This window comes from Blastomonas sp. AAP25 (genome assembly GCF_001295965.1).
GTDB lineage: Bacteria > Pseudomonadota > Alphaproteobacteria > Sphingomonadales > Sphingomonadaceae > Blastomonas > Blastomonas fulva.
Genome location: NZ_LJHP01000023.1, coordinates 1 through 19631, shown reverse-complemented (window position 1 = coordinate 19631; position 19631 = coordinate 1). Strand labels below are relative to the sequence as shown.

The following is a 19631-nucleotide window of genomic DNA, read 5'->3' as shown; positions in this document are numbered from 1 at the left end:
GTTCCTTGTCTCAGGCGGCTGCGGCGAGATCGATGGGCTTTTGCGCGATCAGCACTTCCCAGCCGCCGCCGGGAGCATATTCGCCCGCGGTGAATTCGCGATCGGCGACGCTTTCGGTCGCGTCCGCCGCATAGCCGGCTCCCATGAACTCCATGATCGCCATCGGCGCGGTGGTGAAGCGCGCCTCGCCGGGCGGAAAGCCTGCAGCCTCGGCCAGCGAAAGCTGGTCCATGTCGCGCATCGCGCCCCAGAACGGCTCGTTGTTGTACCAGGTCTCGTTGTCGAGGATGAACTGGGTGAACGGGTCCATCAGGTCGAACGGCGGCAGATCGGCGTGGATCATCAGCCCGCCGGGCGCGAGCAGCCGGTAGGCCTCCTTGAAGATGCGCGGCATCGCCTTGCCGCTGGTCTCGTGCAGCAGGATGTGGCTGACGACGAGATCGAAATGGCCTTCGGGAAAGCTGGTGTCTTCTGCATTCATCTGCGCGAAGTTGACCTCGTGCCCCAAAGCCGCCGCGCGGGCATGGGCGTAGCGGATGCACGGGCCGCCGACATCGATTCCCCACACTTCGGCATCGGGGAAATATTCCTTGTAGGGCAGGGTCGAGTGGCCGACGGTGCAGCCCATGTCGAGAATGCGGCGCGGCTTGAACTCGGGCATGGTCCGCTGGACATAATTGCACACCGACCGGCCCATGTCGTCGTTATGCGGCCCGCCATAGCCCATCGAATAGAGGAACACGCCGCGGTCGTAGAGCACGGCCACCGAGACATCGTCCTGGCACACCTCGCTGGCATAGCCGCCGGGCATGCAGTGGATATCGAGCGCGGTGACGTAGCGCGGCGGGACAAAGCCCTCGGGCATGACCAGCTGCGCCTTGCTCGAGGCGCTGAGCGCCTTCGCCTTCGCGATCAGATCGGGCAATGCGCGCTCGACCGAAAGGTTGGTCGCTTCCCACAGCAGCTCCTGCGCGATGCGGTTGATCGAGGCGTAGAGCAGGAAATAGGGATCGGGCACCATTGCAGCTCGGATGTCGCGGCGGTCTTCGGGCTTGCGGCCGTGCTCGCGCTCGAACGCCTTGGCCGCGCGGGTCTGGTAGACCGGGGCGAGCCCCGGCAACAGCCCGGACTGGATGAAGCCCTTGAGGCTCTTGGCGAATTCCTGGCGCGATGCCTCGTCGTGCGTTGGCACGGGCAGCATCGCGTGGTGCGCCTGCTGGAAGCAGTTGAGCATAAGGCGTGTCTCCATCGAGCGGACGCAAGGGCAATGTCCGGTCTGCCGAGCTTCGCCGATTCATGCCCGGCATGGCAAGCGCAGGATAAGCGGACTATCCGGTGCGTGGATAATTGTTCACAAGCCTTGCGGCGGCGCACAACTTTGCCATCAATCTGTTTCCATCAGGACGCGCCTCAGGAGGACATGATGGCATACCGGGCTTCGGGACTTTTCAGGCAGCTCACGCTGGGCCTTGCGGTCGGCGGGCTGATGCTCGCAGGATGGGCAGGCAGCGCGGTGGCGGCGGCGGCGAAAACGCCGTCCTTCGTTTCGAAGATCGACCTCAAGGACCCGGTCTGGAACCGCGATACCTATGCGCGCATCGATGGCGAGATCGATACGACCAGACAGAAGGTCAGCCGCATCACCGGCACCGTCTATGGCGTGCGCGACAACGAAAAGGTGAAGCCTTTGTTCAAGATCGACGGCTTTTCGGTCGTCCGCACGCTGCGCCTGCCCGATGGCAACTGGCGCCGCGTGCTGAAGGAGGTGGTGTTCTACCGCGATCTGGAAACCGGCAAGATCATGGACAGCTGGAAGAACCCCTACACGAACGAGACGGTGAAGGTGGTGCCGATCGCCAACGATCCGTTCAACTACGACATCCGCGACACCAAGCCGCAGCCGCCGAGCTATGGCGGGCTCAACAAGGATACCCGCCCGCCCGAGCCGTTCCTGCTCAACTGGAGCGACGGGCCGGGCAACACGCTGATCCTGGAGACGGGGATCGACCTGTTCTATCCCGCCTCGCTTCAGCCGAAGGACTGGCCGCGCGAATCGGCGGGCGCGTTCAACCGCGTGTCCGAGCATTTCCTGTTCTTCGTGGACAAGGCCGATATCGAGAACCGCAAGCTCACCGCGATTCCGGTCACCGGCAGCTGGTCACGGATTACCCCGTGGCTGCCCTGGATGCTGATGGGCGAGGCGCCCGGGTTCATCAACTATTTCGCCTCGTTCGGCACGATGACCAACGGCATCAAGGACCTGCCCGCCGATCTGGTCGAGGCCGCGCGCAAGATCGATCCGGGTTATCTGACCGCACCGACGCAAGATTACGGGCCGTCGCTGTCCAGCCTGGAAAACTACAAGATGACGCAGAAGCCCGCGCCGGTGCCCCAGGGCTGGACCCCGCCGCAGCCGCCTGCCGCGCCGACGCTGCCGCCGATGCCGCCACGTCCGTGACCGCGCAGGCGGAACCGCTGGCGGCCGATGCCCCGCCCGCCGCCGCAGCCCGGCTCTCGCTCGGCGGGCAGATGGGCTATGGCGTGGGGCAGATCGCGGGGCAGATCTTCCGCGATATCCCCTCGCTGCTGCTATTGTTCTTCCTGACCAATGTCGTGGGCATGGATGTCGCGCTGGCGGGCGCGGCGATCTTCCTGCCCAAACTGGTGTTTGGCGTGGGCAGCGATTTTGCCGCGGGCATGCTGTCCGACCGGTTCAAGGCCCGGATGCCGCGACGCTACTGGCTGCTGATCGGCGCGGTGCTGGCGCCGGTGGCGCTCAACCTGCTGTTTCGCGTGCCTGAAGACGGCAACGCGCTGCGCGTCGCCTGGGTGGCGATGACCTTCAGCCTGTACATGATGGTGTTTGCAACCTTCTCCGTCCCCTATCTCGCGATCGCGGGCGAACTCGCATCGAACGAGCGCCAGCGCACCGTGCTGATGGCGTGGCGGCTGGTGTTCACCGCTGTCGGCGTGCTCACCGCAGGCGCGGTCGCCCCGGCTTTGGTGGAGCATTTCGGCGGCGGTATGGGCGGATACCAGCAGATGGCGATGGTGCTCTCGGTGATCGCATCGGGCTCGCTGCTGCTGGCGTTCTTCGGCATCGGTCATCGCGCGGATGGCGCGCGTGGCGGGCCCGCGCTGCCGCCGCTGAGGCTGGGCGCGATGGGCGGGCTGTTCGCCAAAAGGCGCTTCGCCAGCCTGTTTGCCGCCAACTTCCTGCAATTGACCGGTAGCGGCATGGGCTATGCGACCATGCTGTATTTCCTGACCTATCAATCGGGGCGCACCGATGCGCTGCAGGTGATCGGGATCATCATCGTGTGCGCCTGTGTCGGCATCATCGCCGCGCAGCCGATGTGGGTGTGGGTCGCGGGGCGCTTCGGCAAGCCCGCCGCGTTCATCGCCGGATCGGTGATCTATTCGCTGAGCTACATGGTCTGGCTGGCGCTGGCCGATCAGCCGATCGAGGTCGCCTATCTGCTCGCCTTCACCGCCGCGATCGGCAATTCGGGATGGACCGTGATCGGCTTTTCGATGCTCGCGGATATCGCTGCCGATGATTCGGAGCATTCGGGGCTGTATTCTGCTGCCTGGATCGCCGCGGACAAGATCGCCTTTGCGCTGGGCGGCACCTTGCTCACCGGGCTTGTCCTCTCCGCCTTCGGCTTCGATGCCGCGCGCGCGGTCGCGGGGCTGCCGCAAAGCGAGAGCGCGGTGCTGGGCGTCGGGCTTGCCTTCGGGCTGATCCCGCCGCTGCTCACGCTCACCGGCGCGGCCATCATCGGAATCTGGGGGCGTCGATATCCGCCTGTCGGATAAAACTGGATCAACAGCCACCATCCGGATAGTTTGACGCAGCATTCGCATGAGGGCGCGCCCGGTCACGGCGGCCCGCAGCGAAAGGGAGCTGTCAGATGAAGGGTGTTCCGATCCAGTCGTTCAGCCGCGCGATTGCGGCGCTCAAGGCGATCAATCGCAACCGGTCGATGACGATGATGGAAATCTCGCGCGCCGCCAACGTGCCCTATCCCACCGCGCACCGCATCGTGCAGACTCTGCTGTATGAAGGGCTGATCGAGCAGGAGCCCGCGCGCAAGCGCTATCGCCCCACGCTGCTGGTGCAGAGCCTGTCGAGCGGATATCAGCAGGACGGCGTGCTGGTCGAGGCTGCGCGCGCGCCGATCGTCGATCTCACCCGCAAGGTGGGCTGGCCGGTCTCGATCGCGATCCGGGTGGGCAAGAACATGATGCTGTGCGATTCGACCCACGCCAACACCTCGCTGACCTTCGCGCAATATTATCCGGGCTTCACGCTGCCCCTGCTCGACAGCGCCTCGGGCAAGCTGTCGATGGCCTATGCCGATGACGACGAGCGCGCGCAGATCCTCAAATGGATGCGCGCCGACCAGGACATCGACCCCAATTATCTGGCGGCAGCCGAGCTGGCGTTGAATGCGGAAGGCATCCGCGCGCGCGGCTATGCGGTGCAGGGGCGCAATTACTTCAACCACACGCCGGGCAAGACATCCTCGATCGCGGTGCCGATCTTCAAGCAGGGCCGGTTCGAGGCTGCGATGACCCTGGTGTTTTTCGCCTCGGCGCTGAAACTGGAAAACGCGCTGGAAAGCTATCTGCCCGAGATGCTCGCCACCGCGCGGACCATCGGCGAGGCGCTCGATAAGGCGGTGGCGGAGCCGGTCGCGGCTTGAGTCAGGCCTCTGTCAGAGTCTGGCGGTGACCGCCTTGGTCTCGAGATAATTGTCGAGGCTCTCGCGCCCGAACTCGCGTCCCCAGCCCGACTGGCCATAGCCGCCGAACGGGATGTTGTGCGCCACCGCGCCATGGCAGTTGATCGAGACATGGCCCGAGCGGATGCGCGCGGCGATCTTGTGCGCGGATGACAGCGAGGTCGTCCACACGCTGCCCGACAGGCCATAAGGCGAGTTGTTCGCCATCGCCGCGATGGCATCGATATCGAGCGTGTCGAAGCTTTGCACCGCCATCACCGGGCCGAAGATCTCGTCCTGCACGATCCCCATGTCCGGGGTGGTGCCGGTGAAGATGGTGGGCGCGATGAAGCTGCCTGGCCGGTCGAGCCGCTCGCCGCCGGTGCGCAGCACCGCGCCTTCGCTGAGGCCGCGCGCGATATAGCCCATCACCTTGGCGCCATGCGCGGGCGAGACCATCGGGCCGATCTGGCACCCGGGGGCCAGGCCATGATCGACCACCATGCTCTGCGAGAACGCGACCAGCCCATCGACCAGCGCGTCGTGGATATCGGCATGCGCAAAGATGCGCGTGCCCGCCATGCAGTTCTGCCCGCCCAGGAAATAGGTCGCCATCGCGACCCCGGGGATGGCGAGCGCAAGGTCGGCATCGGGCATCACCACGACGGGCGACTTGCCGCCCAGTTCGAGCGTGACCTTCTTGAGGTTGCCCAAAGCTGCCTCGACGATCCGCCGGCCGGTCGCGGTCGATCCGGTGAACGCCACCTTGTCGATCCCCGGATGTCCGGCCAGCGCCGCACCCACGGTGCCGCCGGTGCCGTTGACGATGTTGACCACGCCTGCGGGAAATCCGGCCTCCGCGATCAGATCGGCGAGCGCCAGCGCGGTGAGCGGGGTCTCCTCGCTGGGCTTGACGATGGCGGTGCATCCCGCGGCGAGCGAGGGGGCAAGCTTGAGCACCGCCATCGAGAGGGGCACGTTCCACGGGATGATGTGCGCGGTCACCCCCACCGGCTCGCGTAGTGTGTAGGTGATCGCCTCGGCATCGTGCGTGACATGCGCGGGCGGGGTGGTTGTCGTGCCCTCGATGGTGCCGGCAAGCCCCGCGTAATAATGCAGCATCTCGGTGCAGTTGCTCACCGTCAGGCTGGCGATGAACAACGGCATGCCGCTGTCGATCACCTCGAGTTCGGCGAGCATCTGCGCATCGCGCTGCACCAGATCGGCCAGCCTGCGCAGCAGCGCAGCGCGAGTGGCGGGTTGCGAGCGTGCCCAGCCGCCGTCGAACGCGTTGCGCGCGGCGACCACCGCGGCGTTGACATCGGCCGCCTCGCCGATCGCAAAGCGCGCGGCGACCAGCCCGGTCGCGGGATCGCGCGTCTCCATCCAGCCATCGCCGCTGGCATCGCGCCAGGCACCGTCGATGAACAACAGGTGGTCGCGCTGCAGGAAGGCGCGGGTCGCATCGCTGACCGAATGGCCGTCAAAGGGCAGGGGAGGGGTGGTCATGGCCGCAATCCTTAAACCGCAACGCTGCGGCAATCATAGTCGAACAGGCCCAGGGTCTCTTCGTTGCGCAGTTCGCCCAGCCCGAACAGGTCGGTCTCCTGGCCCTGCATCCGGTCGGCATTGGCGTTCGATTCGGCCTGGATGAAGGTCGTGCGCTCGATCCGCGCGGCCTGGTAGCGCTGCAGTCCCTCTTCGGGTGTTTCGCTCGCGGCCATCGCCCGCGCCAGCACCACCGCATCCTCGATCGCGCAGGCCGCGCCATGGCCCAGGAACGGCGTCATCGCATGCGCCGCATCGCCGAGCAGCGTGACGCGTTCGTCGGCGATCCAGCTCTCGAGCGGCTGACGCGCGTTCAAGGCCCAGCGGAAATGCGGGACCGCTTCGGCCGCCGCGATCATCGCCTGAACATCGGGTTCCCAATCGGCGTAGAGCGCGCGCAGTTCGCCCGGCTCGGCCGGGATGGTCCAGCCATCGTCCTGCCAGCCCGGTTGCCGCGCGAAGAACACCATGTTGAGCAGGTTCGAGCCGCGCACCGGATAGCGGGTGATCATCTTGCCCGGGCCGATATGGATGCCGGGCCAGTCGACCAGCGGGCGCAAGCCGTCGGTGACCGGCACCACCGCGCGCCAGGCGACATGGCCGGTGAAATGCGCCTTGACCGGTTCGAACCGGTCGCGGATCGCGGACTTGAGGCCGTCGGCACCGACCAGCACGTCGCCGCTGACCGTCTCGCCATTGGCCAGCGTGACAGTGGTCCCCTCGCTCGAGACCACCGCCGCATCGGCGCGCAAGGTCACGCCGGCCTTGCGTGCGGTCTCGACCAGGATCGCGTGCAGATCGGCGCGGTGGATATAGACGTAAGGCGCGCCGTATTTTTCGCGCGCATCGGCACGCTCGAGCGTCAGCAGCGCACGGCCATCCTGCCAGTGCTGGATCCGCTGGCGCTTCGGCTCGACGCCGGCGGCGGCAACCTCTTCCATGCAGCCGATGAAATCGAACCCGTGCATCGCGTTGGGCGAGAGCGTGACACCCGCGCCGATCTCGCCGAACGCGGGTGCGGCCTCGAGCACGGTGACCGCGAAGCCCGCCTGCGCCAGCCCCGCCGCCGCTGTCAACCCGCCGATGCCCCCGCCGACGATCAGGATCGCGGGCCTGCTCATCCCAGCTGCCCCGGAATGTGCGATTCGTGGTTCTCCAGATACCAGGCGGCGATCTCCTCGCGGGTCGCCCACCAGATGCCGGGAAGCGATTGCGCGTGCTCGATGAACTCGCGGATCGCGCGGATGCGGTGCGCGCGGCCCGAGACGTGCGGATGGAGCCCGACATTCATGATTCGCCCGGTCACCGCGCCTTCCTCATGCAGCACGTCGAGCTCTTCGATCAGCGCCTGCGCGAACTGATCGGTGGTGAAGTTCTTGCGGGTGATGAAGGTGAAGTCGTTGATCTCGTTCGAATAGGGCACCGAGACGATCGGGCCGTGCGGGGTCCGCAGCAGATAGGGCTGATCGTCGTTCATGATGTCGCAGTAGAAGGTGCAGCCCTGCTCGGCGAGAATGTCTGCAGTCTGCATCGTCCCGCGCAGCGAGCTGGACAGCCAGCCCCTGGACTTGCGCCCGGTGTGCTTTTCGAACTCGGCGAGCGAGCGCAGGATGATATCGCGCTCCTTTTCGGGCTCGTGCGCGAAGTTGCTGAGCAGCTCGCCCTGTTCCCAATTGTGCGTCAGCAGCTCCCAGCCGCGCTCGAGCACCGCATCGGTCATCGCCTTGCGCCGCTGGAAGGTGACCGCATTGGTGGTGCAGCTCGCCTTCGCCCCCAGTTGATCGAACAGCTCGAACAATCGCCAGATGCCGACCCGCTGGCCATATTCGCGCCAGGTGAAATTGGGGAAATCGGGCGTGTTGCCGGGCAGCACATCGGGCAGGATCGCAGGACCGCCGGCGTAATAGGGCTTGTCGGTATCCTTGGTGAGATCCCAGGTTTCCAGATTGAAGGTAAGGATCAGCGCGACGCGCGCCCCGTTCGGCCATTTGAGCGGCCGGCGCTGGGGAAGCGGGATATAATCGTAGTCCATCGTCTGCCTTTATGCGGTGGAGGTGCGGATCAGAGCCCGAGCACGCCGGGGTTCATCAGGTTGTGCGGATCGAGCGCGGCCTTGGTCGCCTGAAGCAGCGCGCGCGCTGCCGGATCGAGCCGCTCGAGATAGGGATAGGCGCGCCCGATCTGGAAATGGGCGCTCCCGTGCGCCTGCATCAGATCGACCAGCGCCGCCTTGAACCGGTGCGCGAACGCGCGCGCCTCGGGGTTGTCGGGATAGGCCGGGATAGTGGCGAGATACTCCGCGCCCAGCACCTCGCGATGATAAGGCGTAACCGCATCGGGCCAGTAGATCGCGATCTCGTAGAGCAGCCCGTGCCCGCCGATGCTGCTGAACATCGTTCCGGTCCACAGGCCGTGGCGGTCCATCTCGGGCTGCTGCTCGCCCAGAAACCGCTCGAACGCCGCGTGGAATTCATCCGCCGCGCTGTGCGCGAAGATGCCGTGCAGCGGCACCCAGCGCTCGCCCTTGGGGCCGAGCACGTTGAACAACGGCGCAAACGGCATCGAGCGGACGAAGGCGGCGGCGGTGTTGGCGATCTCCTGCCCGTCTGCGGTCATGATCGAGCGGATGCGCGTCAGGCGCGCTGCGACATCGGCCTTGTCGACGCCCTCGACGATGACATGGCAGCTGTAGCGCGCCTCGCGCATCTCGGATTCGCCCGCCAGCGCCATCTTGCCCAGCTGGAACAGGCCTGAGACAGGGTTGGGCGCGGCCCGCATCACGTTGCGTGCGATGGTGACCTTGGCCGCGGTCCCTTCCGATCGCGCGATCTGGCCCTGCGACAGGGCCTGGTCGATGCTGAAATGCTCCTCGTCCAGCCCTTCGCGCGCGAGCTGGGCGACCGAGCGATGATAGCTCGTGAAATCGACGAAGGCGAAGCTTGCGGTGTCGAACGCGGGCCGCGCGGCGATCAGCGGCAGCGTGATCGCGACCTTTACGCCCAGCGCGCCACAATCGCCGGTGAACAGCCCGGTGAGGTCGGGTCCGTAATGGCGGGTGCCGGTGGTAACCCCGGTGTTGAGCAGACTGCCATCGGCCAGCACGACCTCGATCCCCAACAGCGATTGCGCGGAGATTCCGTGCGCGCCGCTGCCGTGGCTGATCGTGTTCTGGCTGACGCTGCCGCCGATGGTCGCGGCGATGCCGGAAAACGGCCCCCAGAACGGCGTGCGCAGGCCAAGCGGGTCGAGCGCGGCCTTGAGGGCGGCCCAAGTGACGCCCGCCCCTACGCGGACGTACGCATCGCGCTGGTCGATCTCGATTGCCTGCAGCGCTGAGAGATCGAACAGCACATGCGGCCGATCGATCAGATAGCCGTCCGAATAAGACGCACCGCCGCCGCGCGGCACCATCGCCACCCCGGCTTGTGCGCACAGCCGTACCGCCGCCTGCACGCCTGCACTATCGGCCGGGCGCACGACGCACAGCGCGTGCGCGCCGTGGGTGAAAACGTCGTGCGCATAAAAGGCCAGCCGGTCCGCCCCGGTCAGCACCTGGGCAGCGCCCAGCGCATCGGCCAGCGATTGCGGCAATCCGGTGATATCGTCTGCCATAGACTGTTCGTGGCTCCCTGGCTGCTCCGCGTCGGTTCGACCATGTTGGTGGCCGCGCCGACACGGGACACTGCCGATTTATCCGCCTTGCGGTTGATGGTCGCGTAATGATTACATGGCGAGCACGATTTTCTAGCCTCGTCATCAGATACAGGGAGTTTCATCCGCATGGCCTTCGCCCGACCGCCGCTTTCCGACAGCGTGACCGCCTTCCTCGCCCGCAGGGGCCAGGGCCAGGGGCTGCTGATCGGCGGCGAATGGACCGGCGGGCAGGGCGAGACCTTTGCCACCGTCGACCCCGCAATCGGCGACCAGATCGGCGTGCTGCCGCGCGGCGGCGCGCCCGAAATCGATGCCGCGGTGGTCGCTGCGCGCGCGGCGCTGGCGGGATGGAAGGCGACCACGCCGCTGAACCGCGCCAAGATCCTCTGGGCCGCCGCCGACCTCATCGAGGCGCATATCGACGAGCTCGCCGAGATCGAGACGCTCGACCAGGGCAAGCCGCTGTTCGTCGGGCGCTGGGCGGAAATCCCCGGCGCGGTCAACCAGTTCCGCTTCTTTGCGGGCCAGGCGATGGCCATCGAGGGGCAGGTGATCGAATCCTCGATCGACTATCAGCCCGCGGGCAAGAAGATGGCGAGCTGGACGAAGCGCGAGCCGGTGGGCGTGGTCGGCGCGATCGTGCCGTGGAACTCGCCCCTGGTGCTCACCGCGATGAAACTGGCGCCTGCGCTGGCGGCGGGCTGCACCATCGTGCTCAAGCCCGCGGAAAACACCTCGCTCTCGGCGCTCAGGCTGGGCGAGCTGCTGATGGACGCGGGCATCCCGGCGGGCGTGCTCAACATCGTCACGGGGCTGGGCGGAGAGGCGGGCGCGGCGCTGGCGGCGCACCATGGTGTCGACAAGATCGCATTCACCGGATCGACCCAGACCGGCCGCGCGATCATCGATGCCGCCAAGGGGAACCTCAAGCGCGTCAGCCTCGAGCTCGGCGGCAAGTCGCCGATGATCGTGATGCCCGATGCCGATCTGGAGCTGGCGATCCCCGGCGTTGCCAACGCGATCTTCTTCAACGGTGGCCAGGTTTGCGTCGCGGGATCGCGGCTGTATGTGCACAGCGCCATAAAGGACGAACTGCTCAAGGGCGTGGCAGCCTATGCGCAGGGTCTGGTCGCTGGGCACGGGCTCGATCCTGCAACCCAGATGGGGCCCTTGGTCTCGCGGTTGCAGGCCGAGCGGGTCGAGGGCTTCATATCTGCCGCGCGCGATGGCGGGGCGACCGTGCTGACCGGGGGGGAGCGCTTCGGAGATGCGGGCACCTTCGTCCAGCCCACGGTGATCACCGATGTCACCCCCGACATGCCGATCGTGCGCGAGGAGGTGTTCGGGCCCGTATTGGTGGCGCAGGAATTCGATGACGCAGACGCGGTGATCGCAGCGGCCAACGATAGCGACTACGGCCTTGCCGCGAGCATCTGGACCCAGTCGCTCAGCCATGCGCACCGTATGGCCGATGCCATCGAGGCGGGCACCGTCTGGATCAACTGCCACCTGATGTACGACGCCGCGCTGCCGATCGGCGGCATCAAGCAATCCGGATATGGCCGCGACAGCGGGCGCGCCGCGCTCGACAGTTATCTCGAATGGAAAACCGTCTGCGCGGTCCTCTGACCGGCGCGTACCCAAAGGACAATGCGATGATCTATGAATCGGTGTGCGCGAGCATTTCGCGCCGGACGCTGTTCGGCGGCGTGGCGGGGCTGGCGACCGCGGCGACCCTGCCCGGAATCGCACAGGCAAGAACCGGCAACATCCGCCCGCTCGACATCATGGATCCGCGCGACAACCTTTACGGCTTTGCCAAGATGTGGGGAACGATCGGCGAAAAGGCGGTGCTCTCGGGCTATCAGGGGGTGCAATATGCGATCGTCGGCGCCAACCGCGCCAAGCCGGTGTTCGGTTATGCCGGCTTCGGCAACATCCGCAACGCCATCGAGCCCGATGGATCGGTGCGCGTCATCGGCAAAGAATGCGGCTATTTCACCGACCTTGCCACCGGCGAGATCCTCGATCACTGGGACAATCCATGGACCGGCGAGCGGGTCGAGGTGTTCAATTTCCTCAACGACAAGTTTCGCGGGACGCTTGGCCTCACCCGCAAGGTGTTCAAGGTCGGCGATGGCGAGACGGTGAACAACGACATCGGAAAGGGCGGGGCCGGAGAGCCTTACAGGCTGCCCTGGCAGCCCATCGGCGACCAGTATCTGCTCGGCTGGGACTATGCGCACGAATACACCAACCCGGTGACGCCTGCAGGCTGGCCCAAGGCCTCGACCGGCAAACGCGTCAATCCGTCCGAGCATTTCACCTTGTTCACCCCGCGCGCGGCGATCGATGACCGCGATGTCGTCTCGGCGCCCTATACCGGCGGCTTCATGCGGCAGGCGCCGTGGTGGCCGTGGATGCGCATGGGGCAGAGCGGCGTGGACGGCGTGCTGATGGGGCGGATGCACACCTACAAGATCACCGGCGGGATGGACGATGTGCCGCCAGCGGTGCGCAAGCGCGTCGAGCGCGACCGGCCCGACCTGTTCGAGGAACCGGTCGATGGCCCCGACCTCGGCGTGATCGGCACGCTCGAACATTATGCCGAACAGGTGCCGCCCGAAACGCCCGGCTACAGCCGCAAGAAATAGCGGCGGTCAGCGCAGGCCCAGGCCCCGGATCAGCAGGTTGGGCAGCTTTGCATTGTCCCATTCGGGGATCTTGGGCGGAGTCTCGCCCATCCGCAGCACGATCAGCCGGTGCTTCGGGCTGATGTGCACCGTCTGGTTGGAGTTGCCATCGAACAGGAACATCTCGGGGTCGAGATAGGCTGCCGAATGCAGCACCTGCGGTCCGGCGGTGCCCGGCGCGCCGAAGCCGCGGCGCTCGCGATAAGGCTCGCCCAGCCACAACCCCAGGCCGAAGTTCGGGTTCTGCGGCGTGCCGGTGCGCATCGCGCGGACATAGCCCTTGGGCAGCAGCCGTCTGCCGCCTGCCTCGCCGTCATCAAGCAGCAGGATCGCAAGCTTCATCCAGGTCTCGGCGGGAAGCTTGATGCAGCAGCCCGAATGCGCAAGCCCTTGCGGCCGGTTGACCCAGACCTCGCCGCCCGCAGCGCCCAAGGGGGCCAATACCTCATTGCTGATGAACTCGGCATAGCGCCGCCCGGTGGCGCGTTCGATCACCAGCGCGATCAGTTCGCTCGGCGCATTGGCATAGGCATAGCGTGTGCCCGGCGGGTCGGTCAGCGGATAGTCGCGCACGATATACGCGCCGTGATCGGGGTCGAGATACGCCCGGTTCCACGGATGCTCGGGATTGGGCGAATAGCCCTGGTCGAGCAGGCCCGATCGCATGTCTAGCAGGTGCCGCACCAGGATCGCGGCCTTCGGCGTGCCAGCCAGCTCGGGGATGAAGTCTGCGATTCGCTGGTCCAGCCCCTTGATCTTGCCCAGCTGGATCGCGCGGCCGATCGCGATCGCCGTCAGCGGCTTGGCAAGCGACTTGGCGACCAACGGCGTGTCGCGCGTGGTGGCGCCGAAATAGCGCGAGGCCTCCAGCTTGCCGTCGCGCCAGACCAGCAGCGCGCTCGACCGGTTGGCTTGCGCATAGCGCGCGGCCTCGTCGAGCGCGGCAGCGGCGATCCGCGGCGCGCGCGAAGCGGCCAGATGCTGCACCTTCGGCGCGCCGGGCACGGCTTCCATCGGACTGTAATCGAACTGCGCTGGGTTCGCCATGAACGCCTCGAACCGCGCGCGATAGGTCGCATCGTCTGCAGGCGTCGCGGCGGTCGTGGCCAGCAGCGCAAGCGCCGCGAGCGGTTTAAGCACGTTCAAGGATCTCGAGCGCCGCGATCTCCGCGGTCTCCATCGCCGATTCCATGCCCGGTTCCATCCGCCGCAGATGCTCGCCGGCAAAGTGCACCCGGCCATGCGGCAGCGCCATTTCCTTGGCGAACATCTTGACCTGGCCTGCGGCAAAGCAGTGCTTGTTGCCGCCGACGAACGGGTTCTTCTCCCAGCTGTATTCGAACAGCGGCTCGAGTGCGCCTGCGGTCGAGGGGCGCGCGGCGGCCAGTTCCGCCATGATGAACGCGCGCTGCGTGGGCAGGTCCATCGCGTCGAGCCGGGTTGCACCGTCGCCGTTCATCCAGACGATCAGCGACCCATGCGCGCCGCCCTTGTCCATCACGAAGGCACGCTCGAAAAAGCGGTCCGACCAGATCGAAGGGGGCAGGCCGTCCGCCTCCCAGAAGGGCTTGAGCACGCGGAAATGGAACTGGGTGGTGGCGGAATAGATCGCGCCCTGCACCGCATTGGCCTGAGCTATCGGGAGGCCGGGGGTAAAGTTGATGTAACGCACCGCCGAGAAGGGGGCGGCCATCACGACGAAGCGGGCGCGCATCCGCTCGCCGCCCATCAGCCGCACCTCGACCTCATCTGCCGTCTGGTCGATCGCGGACACCGGCGACTTCAGCATCACCCGGCCCTTGAGGGCAGCGGCCATGGCCTTGGGCAGCATGTCCGATCCGCCGACGATATAGTGCCGCTTGCTGGTGTTACCCGCGCCATATTGCGGCTTGGTGGGGTCATTGAAACCTTCCACCTTGAGCCGCGCCAGATCACGGAAGATGCTCATCGCCGAGACCGAATGCACGCTCGGTCCATTGAGATCGATATCGGCCAGCCGGATCGCCGCTTCGGACACGCCCCTGGCGCGCATATAGGCAGCGGCGGACATGTCGTGTTCGTGATACTTCGCCTCCAGCCAGTCGGCCGGATCCTCGAACGGCACCCAGTCGAAAAACAGCCGGTTCTGGATGAGAAAGGGCAGGATCTCGCGCTCTGCACCCATGGTGTGGTTGGCGTTCGACGATGCCCAATCCTTGGGCAGCACCATCTGCCCTTCGATGTTCAGCACAAACGGTGTCGACTTGCCGCCATCTTCGGTCAAGCCGACATTGAACTGCGTGCAGGCATTGCGCACCCGGCCATACAGCGGGCCGACCTCGCTGCCGCCCAGCTCTGCGGTATAGCCTTCGGCATGGCCGGTGCGCAGCCGTCCACCGACGCGGTCGTTCGCCTCGAGCACCGCGACCTTGAGGCCCTGGCTTTCGAGCACATGCGCCGCATTGAGCCCGGCGAGCCCTGCGCCGACGACGATGACATCGAGCTTTTCGGGCTGGCCGGCTCCCCTTGCGGTCTTGGCAACGGCAGAGGTCGCAAACATTGCGCCGGCTCCGGAGAGAAAGGCGCGGCGGCTACCGGTGAGGATCGTGTGCGACATGGGGCTGAACTCCTGCAGAGCGAAGCCGACACTATGCCGGGCGCTTGGCGATGCACCAGCGCAAAACGCCGCTGCTGTTCACCTGGTGGATAGTCGCGCCCGGTGCAGCGCCAGGGCGGCGCTCGATCGCATCAGCGCCAGATGCTCGCGCGCCAGGGTGGTCAAGTCCATGGCGCCCTCAGCCATCGGCGCCATCGTGTCGCGCGTGATCGCATAACGCGGCGAAAACGCATGGCCTGCGCGCAGCAGCGCCCATGCATTGACCAGATGGTTGCCATAGCGGTCGGGCGTGAGGTCGGGGAACAGCAGCTCGGGCTCGCCGGGCAGCAAGGGCTCGCTTCGGGTGTCGCTGGCGCCCAGTTGCTTGGTTGCTGAATCGATCACCTCAGCCCAGGCGGCCCAGTCGAGCGGCGGCTCGCCCGGCCAGCGATCGGACAGGCCATGCCCGGGAAGATCGATCGCCAGCACGCTCTCGGGCAGCAGATCGAGCGATCGGCCGGGCCCGTGGATGTGCAGCACGTCGCCGCTGCCGCGCCAGTGGATCAGCCCGTCAAAGGCATCGGTTCGAACCGGAAGAAAGCCTCGGTCAATGTCCTGCACAGGCATGAAGGCGGGCGCGGGATGGTGCGCGAGCCAATTGGCATTGCCGCTGGAATGGGCTACCGGATCGGGCTGCTCGGCGGTGCTCCATCCAGCAGGCAGCGCAGGAAACCGCGCCATGTGCGCCGTCATCGGGTCGCTGGAATAGCTCGAGAGCAGGGCGGGCGGCACATCGGCACCGGCGGGCGGGACGTCGTAGCCGGCGCTGAGCGCGGCACGATAGCCGTGGCGATAGGCATCGCCCGAGGCGAGCAGGTCCATCACCTGCGGATGAAGCACCATGGGGTCGGCATGCGGGGCCGACATGCGCCGCGCCTGTTCGGGCTTGTACCACGGGAAGTACCAGCTCTGTTCGAGCATGCGGTTCCATGCCCATAACAGGTGCTCGCCATAAGGCTGGGGGTGGAAGGGACGCAGATACGCCTCGCCGACATCGTCGAGCTCGTGCGGATGAAAGCAGGGATAGCCGCCGACGGCGAGCGCGACGAAGCGCTCGGGATGGCGGCGCAGCGCATTCATCAGGAAGATGCCACCCGAATGGAAGCCATAAGCCGCGATTGCGCGAAACCCCACGGCGTCAGCAAAGTCGAGGATCGCGTCGGCAAAGTCCTCAGTCGTCGGGCTTGCGATCGGCAGCGGATCGGACTGGCCGAAGCCGGGCGAATCGGGTGCGATGCAGGTGAAGCGCTCGCCCCATTGCGCCATCATCGCGGTATACTCGTCCGATGATCGCGGGCTCTGGTGGATCAGCAGCACCGGCGGACCGCTGCCGCACATCCGGTAATGCACGCGCCGTCCGGCGAGCGTCAGATAATGTCGGGTGATGCGCATGGCGCAGTGTCTACCGCATCGCGCCGCCCTGCAAGCCCGGCCCGGCGCGGGACTGGCCGCATCGTGGATAGCCGCCCGCTCGCCCGATGATCTCGCCACCGCGCTGCCACCAAGGGGCTAAGGCCGCCATGTGCGGTGCGATGCAAACCAAGGGGAATGATCGATGCGTGATGGCGTAACCGAGGTGGGACCACAGCGTTACCGCGAAACCTATGGCCGCTTCTTCGAGGAGTTCGCGGTGGGCGATGTCTATGAACATCGCCCGGGCCGCACGATCACCGAAACCGACAACATCTGGTTCTCGCTGCTGACGATGAACCAGCACCCGGCGCACTGCGATGCCAACTTTGCTGCGAAGACCGAGTTCGGCAAGCCTTTGGTCGCATCGCCGCTCACCGTGGCGATCATGACCGGGCAGAGCGTTTCCGACGTCAGCCAGAAGGCGGTCGCCAATCTGGGGTGGAAGGAAATCCGCCTGCTCAAGCCGGTGTTCGCGGGCGACACGCTCTATTCGGAATCCGAAGTGCTCGAAAAGCGCGAGAGCGAAAAGCGCCCGACCCAGGGCATCGTCACCATCAAGACCATCGGCAGGAACCAGACCGGCGATGTGGTGTGCGAATTCACCCGGGTGATGCTGATCTGGAAGAAGGGCTTCGGCCCGATGGACGATTGATCCTGCACGCACGGGCGCGCCGGTCGGCCGGGCACTCGCCGCAAGGCGGATAGTTTGGGCCAAGGGTGCATCGGGGCGCGCGCGCGCTTTCTAGCCAGATCACAGTCGAGATGAGGGGCAGGACGTATGTCCGCAACAGAACGTTGCCAGGTAGTAATTGTCGGGGCCGGGCCGGTGGGCACGACCATGGCGACCTTGCTGGCCAAGCAGGGCGCGGACGTGATCGTGCTCGAGGCCAATGAGGACTGCGCCCAGGACCTGCGCGCCTCGACCTTTCACCCGCCGACGCTGGAAATGCTCGACGAGGTCGACGTGACCCCGATGCTGCTGCAGCGCGGGCTGAAGGCGCCGGTCTATCACTGGCGCGATCGCCAGTCGGGCGAGGTCATCGGCTTCGATCTGGGCGAGCTGTCCGATGTCACGCGCTATCCGTTCCGCATCCAGTGCGAGCAATATCATCTTTCGCGCGCGCTCGCCGAGGGGCTGGCGCGCTACTCGAACGCGCAAGTGCGCTTCAACCACCGTCTGCTGGCGTTCGATCAGGACGACAAGGGCGTCAGCGTGTTCGTCGAGAGCCCCACCGCAATCCAGCAGATCCGCTGCGATTTCCTGATCGCCGCGGACGGCGCCAACAGCGTGGTGCGCAAATGGCTGGGGATCGAGTTCGACGGGTTCACTTATCCCGAACGGTTCCTGTGCCTGTCGACCGACGAGGATCTGACCGCGCATCTCGATAACCTGGCTTATGTGAACTATGTCTCCGATCCAGAGGAATGGCTGGTGCTGCTCAAGGTGCCCTCGCTGTGGCGGGTGCTGGTCCCCACCGATGGCGATGCAACCGATGACGATCTGCGCTCCGATGCGCGCAAGGATGCGATCTTCGGGCGATTGGTGGGCGATGGCGCGCGCGTGAAGACCTTCCACCGCACCTTGTACCGGGTGCACCAACGCGTCGCCAAATCCTTCCGCGAAGGGCGGGTGATGCTGATCGGCGATGCCGCGCATCTCAACAACCCGCTGGGCGGCTTCGGCATGAACTCGGGCCTGCACGATGCGTTCAACCTGTTCGAAAAACTCGCGCCGGCGCTCAAGAACGGTTCGCCCAACGGCGCGCTCGCCCTGTTTGATCGCCAGCGGCGGCAGGTGACGCATGATTTCACCCAGGCGCAGACGATAGAGAACATGGCCTTCATCCGCGGCGGCGCGGGCGAAGGGCACGAGCTGCGGCGGCAGGCGATGCTTGCGATCCAGGGGGATGACGAGCGACGCCGCGCCTATCTGCTCAAGCAGGCGATGTTCGACAGCCTCGACAAGGCCCGCGCGATCAACTGACTTCACGAAGGGGAAAGGCCATGGGCGATGTTCTGGGCTGGCGCAGGCTGCTGGGGGTGGTGGCGCCGTCCACCAACACCGTTGTGCAGCCCGACATGGAGCGGATGCGGCCCGGAGGCGTGACCAATCACTTTTCGCGGATCTATGTCGAGGACCCCGTCGCGCTGTCGAACGAGGATTTCATCGCCGGAACTACCGCGATCGCGGAAAACACGATGGACGCGGTGCGCTCGGTGATGACCTGCCGTCCCGACTATCTCGTGCTCGGCATGTCGGCGATCACCTTTTACGGTGGCGTCCAGGGATCCGTCGACTTCAAGCGCCGGGTCGAACAGGTCGCAGGGGTGGGCGCGAGCACCGGCGCCGAATCGATCGCGGCCGCGCTGCATGCCTATGGCGGGATCCGGCGGGTAAGCTTCGTTTCGCCTTATTATCCCGTCGCCAATGCCGAGGTGCAAAGGTTCCTCGAAGAATCAGGGTTCACGGTGGTGCGCGACGTGCCGCTGCAATGCCGGTGCTGGACCGACATCGCCAAGGTAACACCCGATCGGCTGCGCGAGGTGATCGAGCATCTCGATGGGCCCGATGTCGATGCCATCGTCCAGGTGGGGACCAATCTGTCGATGGTCGATCTGGCGGCCGAGCAGGAGGCGCTGCGCGGCAAGCCGGTGATCGCGATCAACACCGCCACCTATTGGCATGCGCTGCGGGCGTGCGGCATCGAGGACAAGGTTGCAGCTGTGGGACGCCTGCTCAAGGAGTTCTAACGCACATTCGATGAGCCTTGTGTCGGAAAGGCATCTGCGATGGCCATGACAAGGTGGAGGGGGGAAATTGCATAAAACTGCAAAAAAGGGTTTGACCCGAATCGGAAGGGTGCATATATGCCCGTTCACCGGACGGGACACACTGTTGTTTTCGCCGGTCGCCAACATAGACGGACGCCAAGTCCCCCGGTAGGAAAATCGGGGAACACT

16 protein-coding genes are annotated in these 19631 nt (G+C 65.9%); 8 read left to right on the top strand and 8 right to left on the bottom strand.

Annotated elements, in window-relative coordinates; translation table 11 throughout:
• Positions 1-10: 10 nt before the first annotated feature.
• Positions 11-1249 (bottom strand): class I SAM-dependent methyltransferase, encoded by a 1239-nt coding sequence (locus tag IP68_RS15395; protein WP_231684078.1) that lies wholly within the window; start codon positions 1247-1249, stop codon positions 11-13.
• Positions 1250-1423: 174 nt separating this feature from the next.
• Here IP68_RS15395 and IP68_RS15390 point away from each other — a divergent pair, with 174 nt between their 5' ends.
• The 3 genes from IP68_RS15390 to IP68_RS15380 all read left to right on the top strand — a co-directional run bounded on the left by IP68_RS15390 (position 1424) and on the right by IP68_RS15380 (position 4709).
• The gene (locus tag IP68_RS15390; RefSeq protein WP_054135945.1) at positions 1424-2458 is read left to right on the top strand and encodes a DUF1838 family protein; all 1035 of its coding nucleotides are present in this window, start codon (positions 1424-1426) and stop codon (positions 2456-2458) included.
• Complete coding sequence (locus IP68_RS15385; protein ID WP_054135900.1) at positions 2455-3819, top strand: MFS transporter; 1365 nt, start codon at positions 2455-2457, stop codon at positions 3817-3819. The genes IP68_RS15390 and IP68_RS15385 overlap by 4 nt, the downstream gene beginning before the upstream one ends.
• Before the next feature lie 95 nt (positions 3820-3914).
• Positions 3915-4709 carry an IclR family transcriptional regulator gene (locus tag IP68_RS15380; protein ID WP_054135899.1) on the top strand — a complete coding sequence of 265 codons (795 nt, stop codon included), beginning with the start codon at positions 3915-3917 and terminating at the stop codon, positions 4707-4709.
• A gap of 12 nt (positions 4710-4721) precedes the next feature.
• Here the strand turns inward: IP68_RS15380 and IP68_RS15375 are convergent, their stop codons facing one another.
• From IP68_RS15375 to IP68_RS15360, 4 genes are read right to left on the bottom strand one after another with little or no spacing between them, the layout of a single operon-like run.
• Positions 4722-6236: an aldehyde dehydrogenase gene (locus IP68_RS15375; RefSeq protein ID WP_054135898.1), complete on the bottom strand. Its 1515-nt coding sequence runs from the start codon at positions 6234-6236 to the stop codon at positions 4722-4724.
• Between the two features lie 11 nt (positions 6237-6247).
• Positions 6248-7396, bottom strand: a complete 1149-nt coding sequence (locus IP68_RS15370; protein WP_054135897.1) for an FAD-dependent monooxygenase — start codon at positions 7394-7396, stop codon at positions 6248-6250.
• Positions 7393-8307, bottom strand: coding sequence for a polysaccharide deacetylase (locus IP68_RS15365; RefSeq protein ID WP_054135896.1), 915 nt, complete (start codon positions 8305-8307; stop codon positions 7393-7395). The genes IP68_RS15370 and IP68_RS15365 overlap by 4 nt, the downstream gene beginning before the upstream one ends.
• A 29-nt stretch (positions 8308-8336) precedes the next feature.
• The gene (locus tag IP68_RS15360) at positions 8337-9887 is read right to left on the bottom strand and encodes an FAD-binding oxidoreductase (protein ID WP_054135895.1); all 1551 of its coding nucleotides are present in this window, start codon (positions 9885-9887) and stop codon (positions 8337-8339) included.
• 168 nt (positions 9888-10055) lie between these two features.
• Here IP68_RS15360 and IP68_RS15355 point away from each other — a divergent pair, with 168 nt between their 5' ends.
• Positions 10056-11558 carry an aldehyde dehydrogenase gene (locus IP68_RS15355; protein WP_054135894.1) on the top strand — a complete coding sequence of 501 codons (1503 nt, stop codon included), beginning with the start codon at positions 10056-10058 and terminating at the stop codon, positions 11556-11558.
• A gap of 26 nt (positions 11559-11584) precedes the next feature.
• Positions 11585-12583 (top strand): DUF1838 family protein, encoded by a 999-nt coding sequence (locus IP68_RS15350; RefSeq protein ID WP_197275823.1) that lies wholly within the window; start codon positions 11585-11587, stop codon positions 12581-12583.
• Positions 12584-12589: 6 nt separating this feature from the next.
• On the opposite strand, the gene IP68_RS15345 is transcribed toward IP68_RS15350, so the two are convergent.
• The 3 genes from IP68_RS15345 to IP68_RS15335 all read right to left on the bottom strand — a co-directional run bounded on the left by IP68_RS15345 (position 12590) and on the right by IP68_RS15335 (position 16649).
• Positions 12590-13762 carry a serine hydrolase gene (locus IP68_RS15345; protein WP_197275822.1) on the bottom strand — a complete coding sequence of 391 codons (1173 nt, stop codon included), beginning with the start codon at positions 13760-13762 and terminating at the stop codon, positions 12590-12592.
• On the bottom strand, positions 13755-15218 hold the full coding sequence (locus IP68_RS15340; RefSeq protein WP_082382412.1) for an NAD(P)/FAD-dependent oxidoreductase: 1464 nt from the start codon (positions 15216-15218) through the stop codon (positions 13755-13757). Before IP68_RS15340 ends, IP68_RS15345 begins: the two co-directional genes overlap by 8 nt.
• A 78-nt stretch (positions 15219-15296) precedes the next feature.
• The gene (locus IP68_RS15335) at positions 15297-16649 is read right to left on the bottom strand and encodes an alpha/beta fold hydrolase (RefSeq protein WP_054135890.1); all 1353 of its coding nucleotides are present in this window, start codon (positions 16647-16649) and stop codon (positions 15297-15299) included.
• Between the two features lie 163 nt (positions 16650-16812).
• On the opposite strand from IP68_RS15335, the gene IP68_RS15330 reads away from it, so the two are divergent.
• From IP68_RS15330 to IP68_RS15320, 3 genes are all read left to right on the top strand, one after another.
• A complete protein-coding gene (locus IP68_RS15330; RefSeq protein WP_054135889.1) occupies positions 16813-17322 on the top strand; it encodes a MaoC family dehydratase in 510 nt (169 codons plus the stop codon).
• 126 nt (positions 17323-17448) lie between these two features.
• Entirely contained in the window at positions 17449-18654 is a 1206-nt protein-coding gene (locus IP68_RS15325; protein ID WP_054135888.1) for an NAD(P)/FAD-dependent oxidoreductase, read from the top strand.
• 20 nt (positions 18655-18674) lie between these two features.
• On the top strand, positions 18675-19421 hold the full coding sequence (locus IP68_RS15320; protein ID WP_054135887.1) for an arylmalonate decarboxylase: 747 nt from the start codon (positions 18675-18677) through the stop codon (positions 19419-19421).
• The last annotated feature ends 210 nt before the right edge of the window (positions 19422-19631 follow it).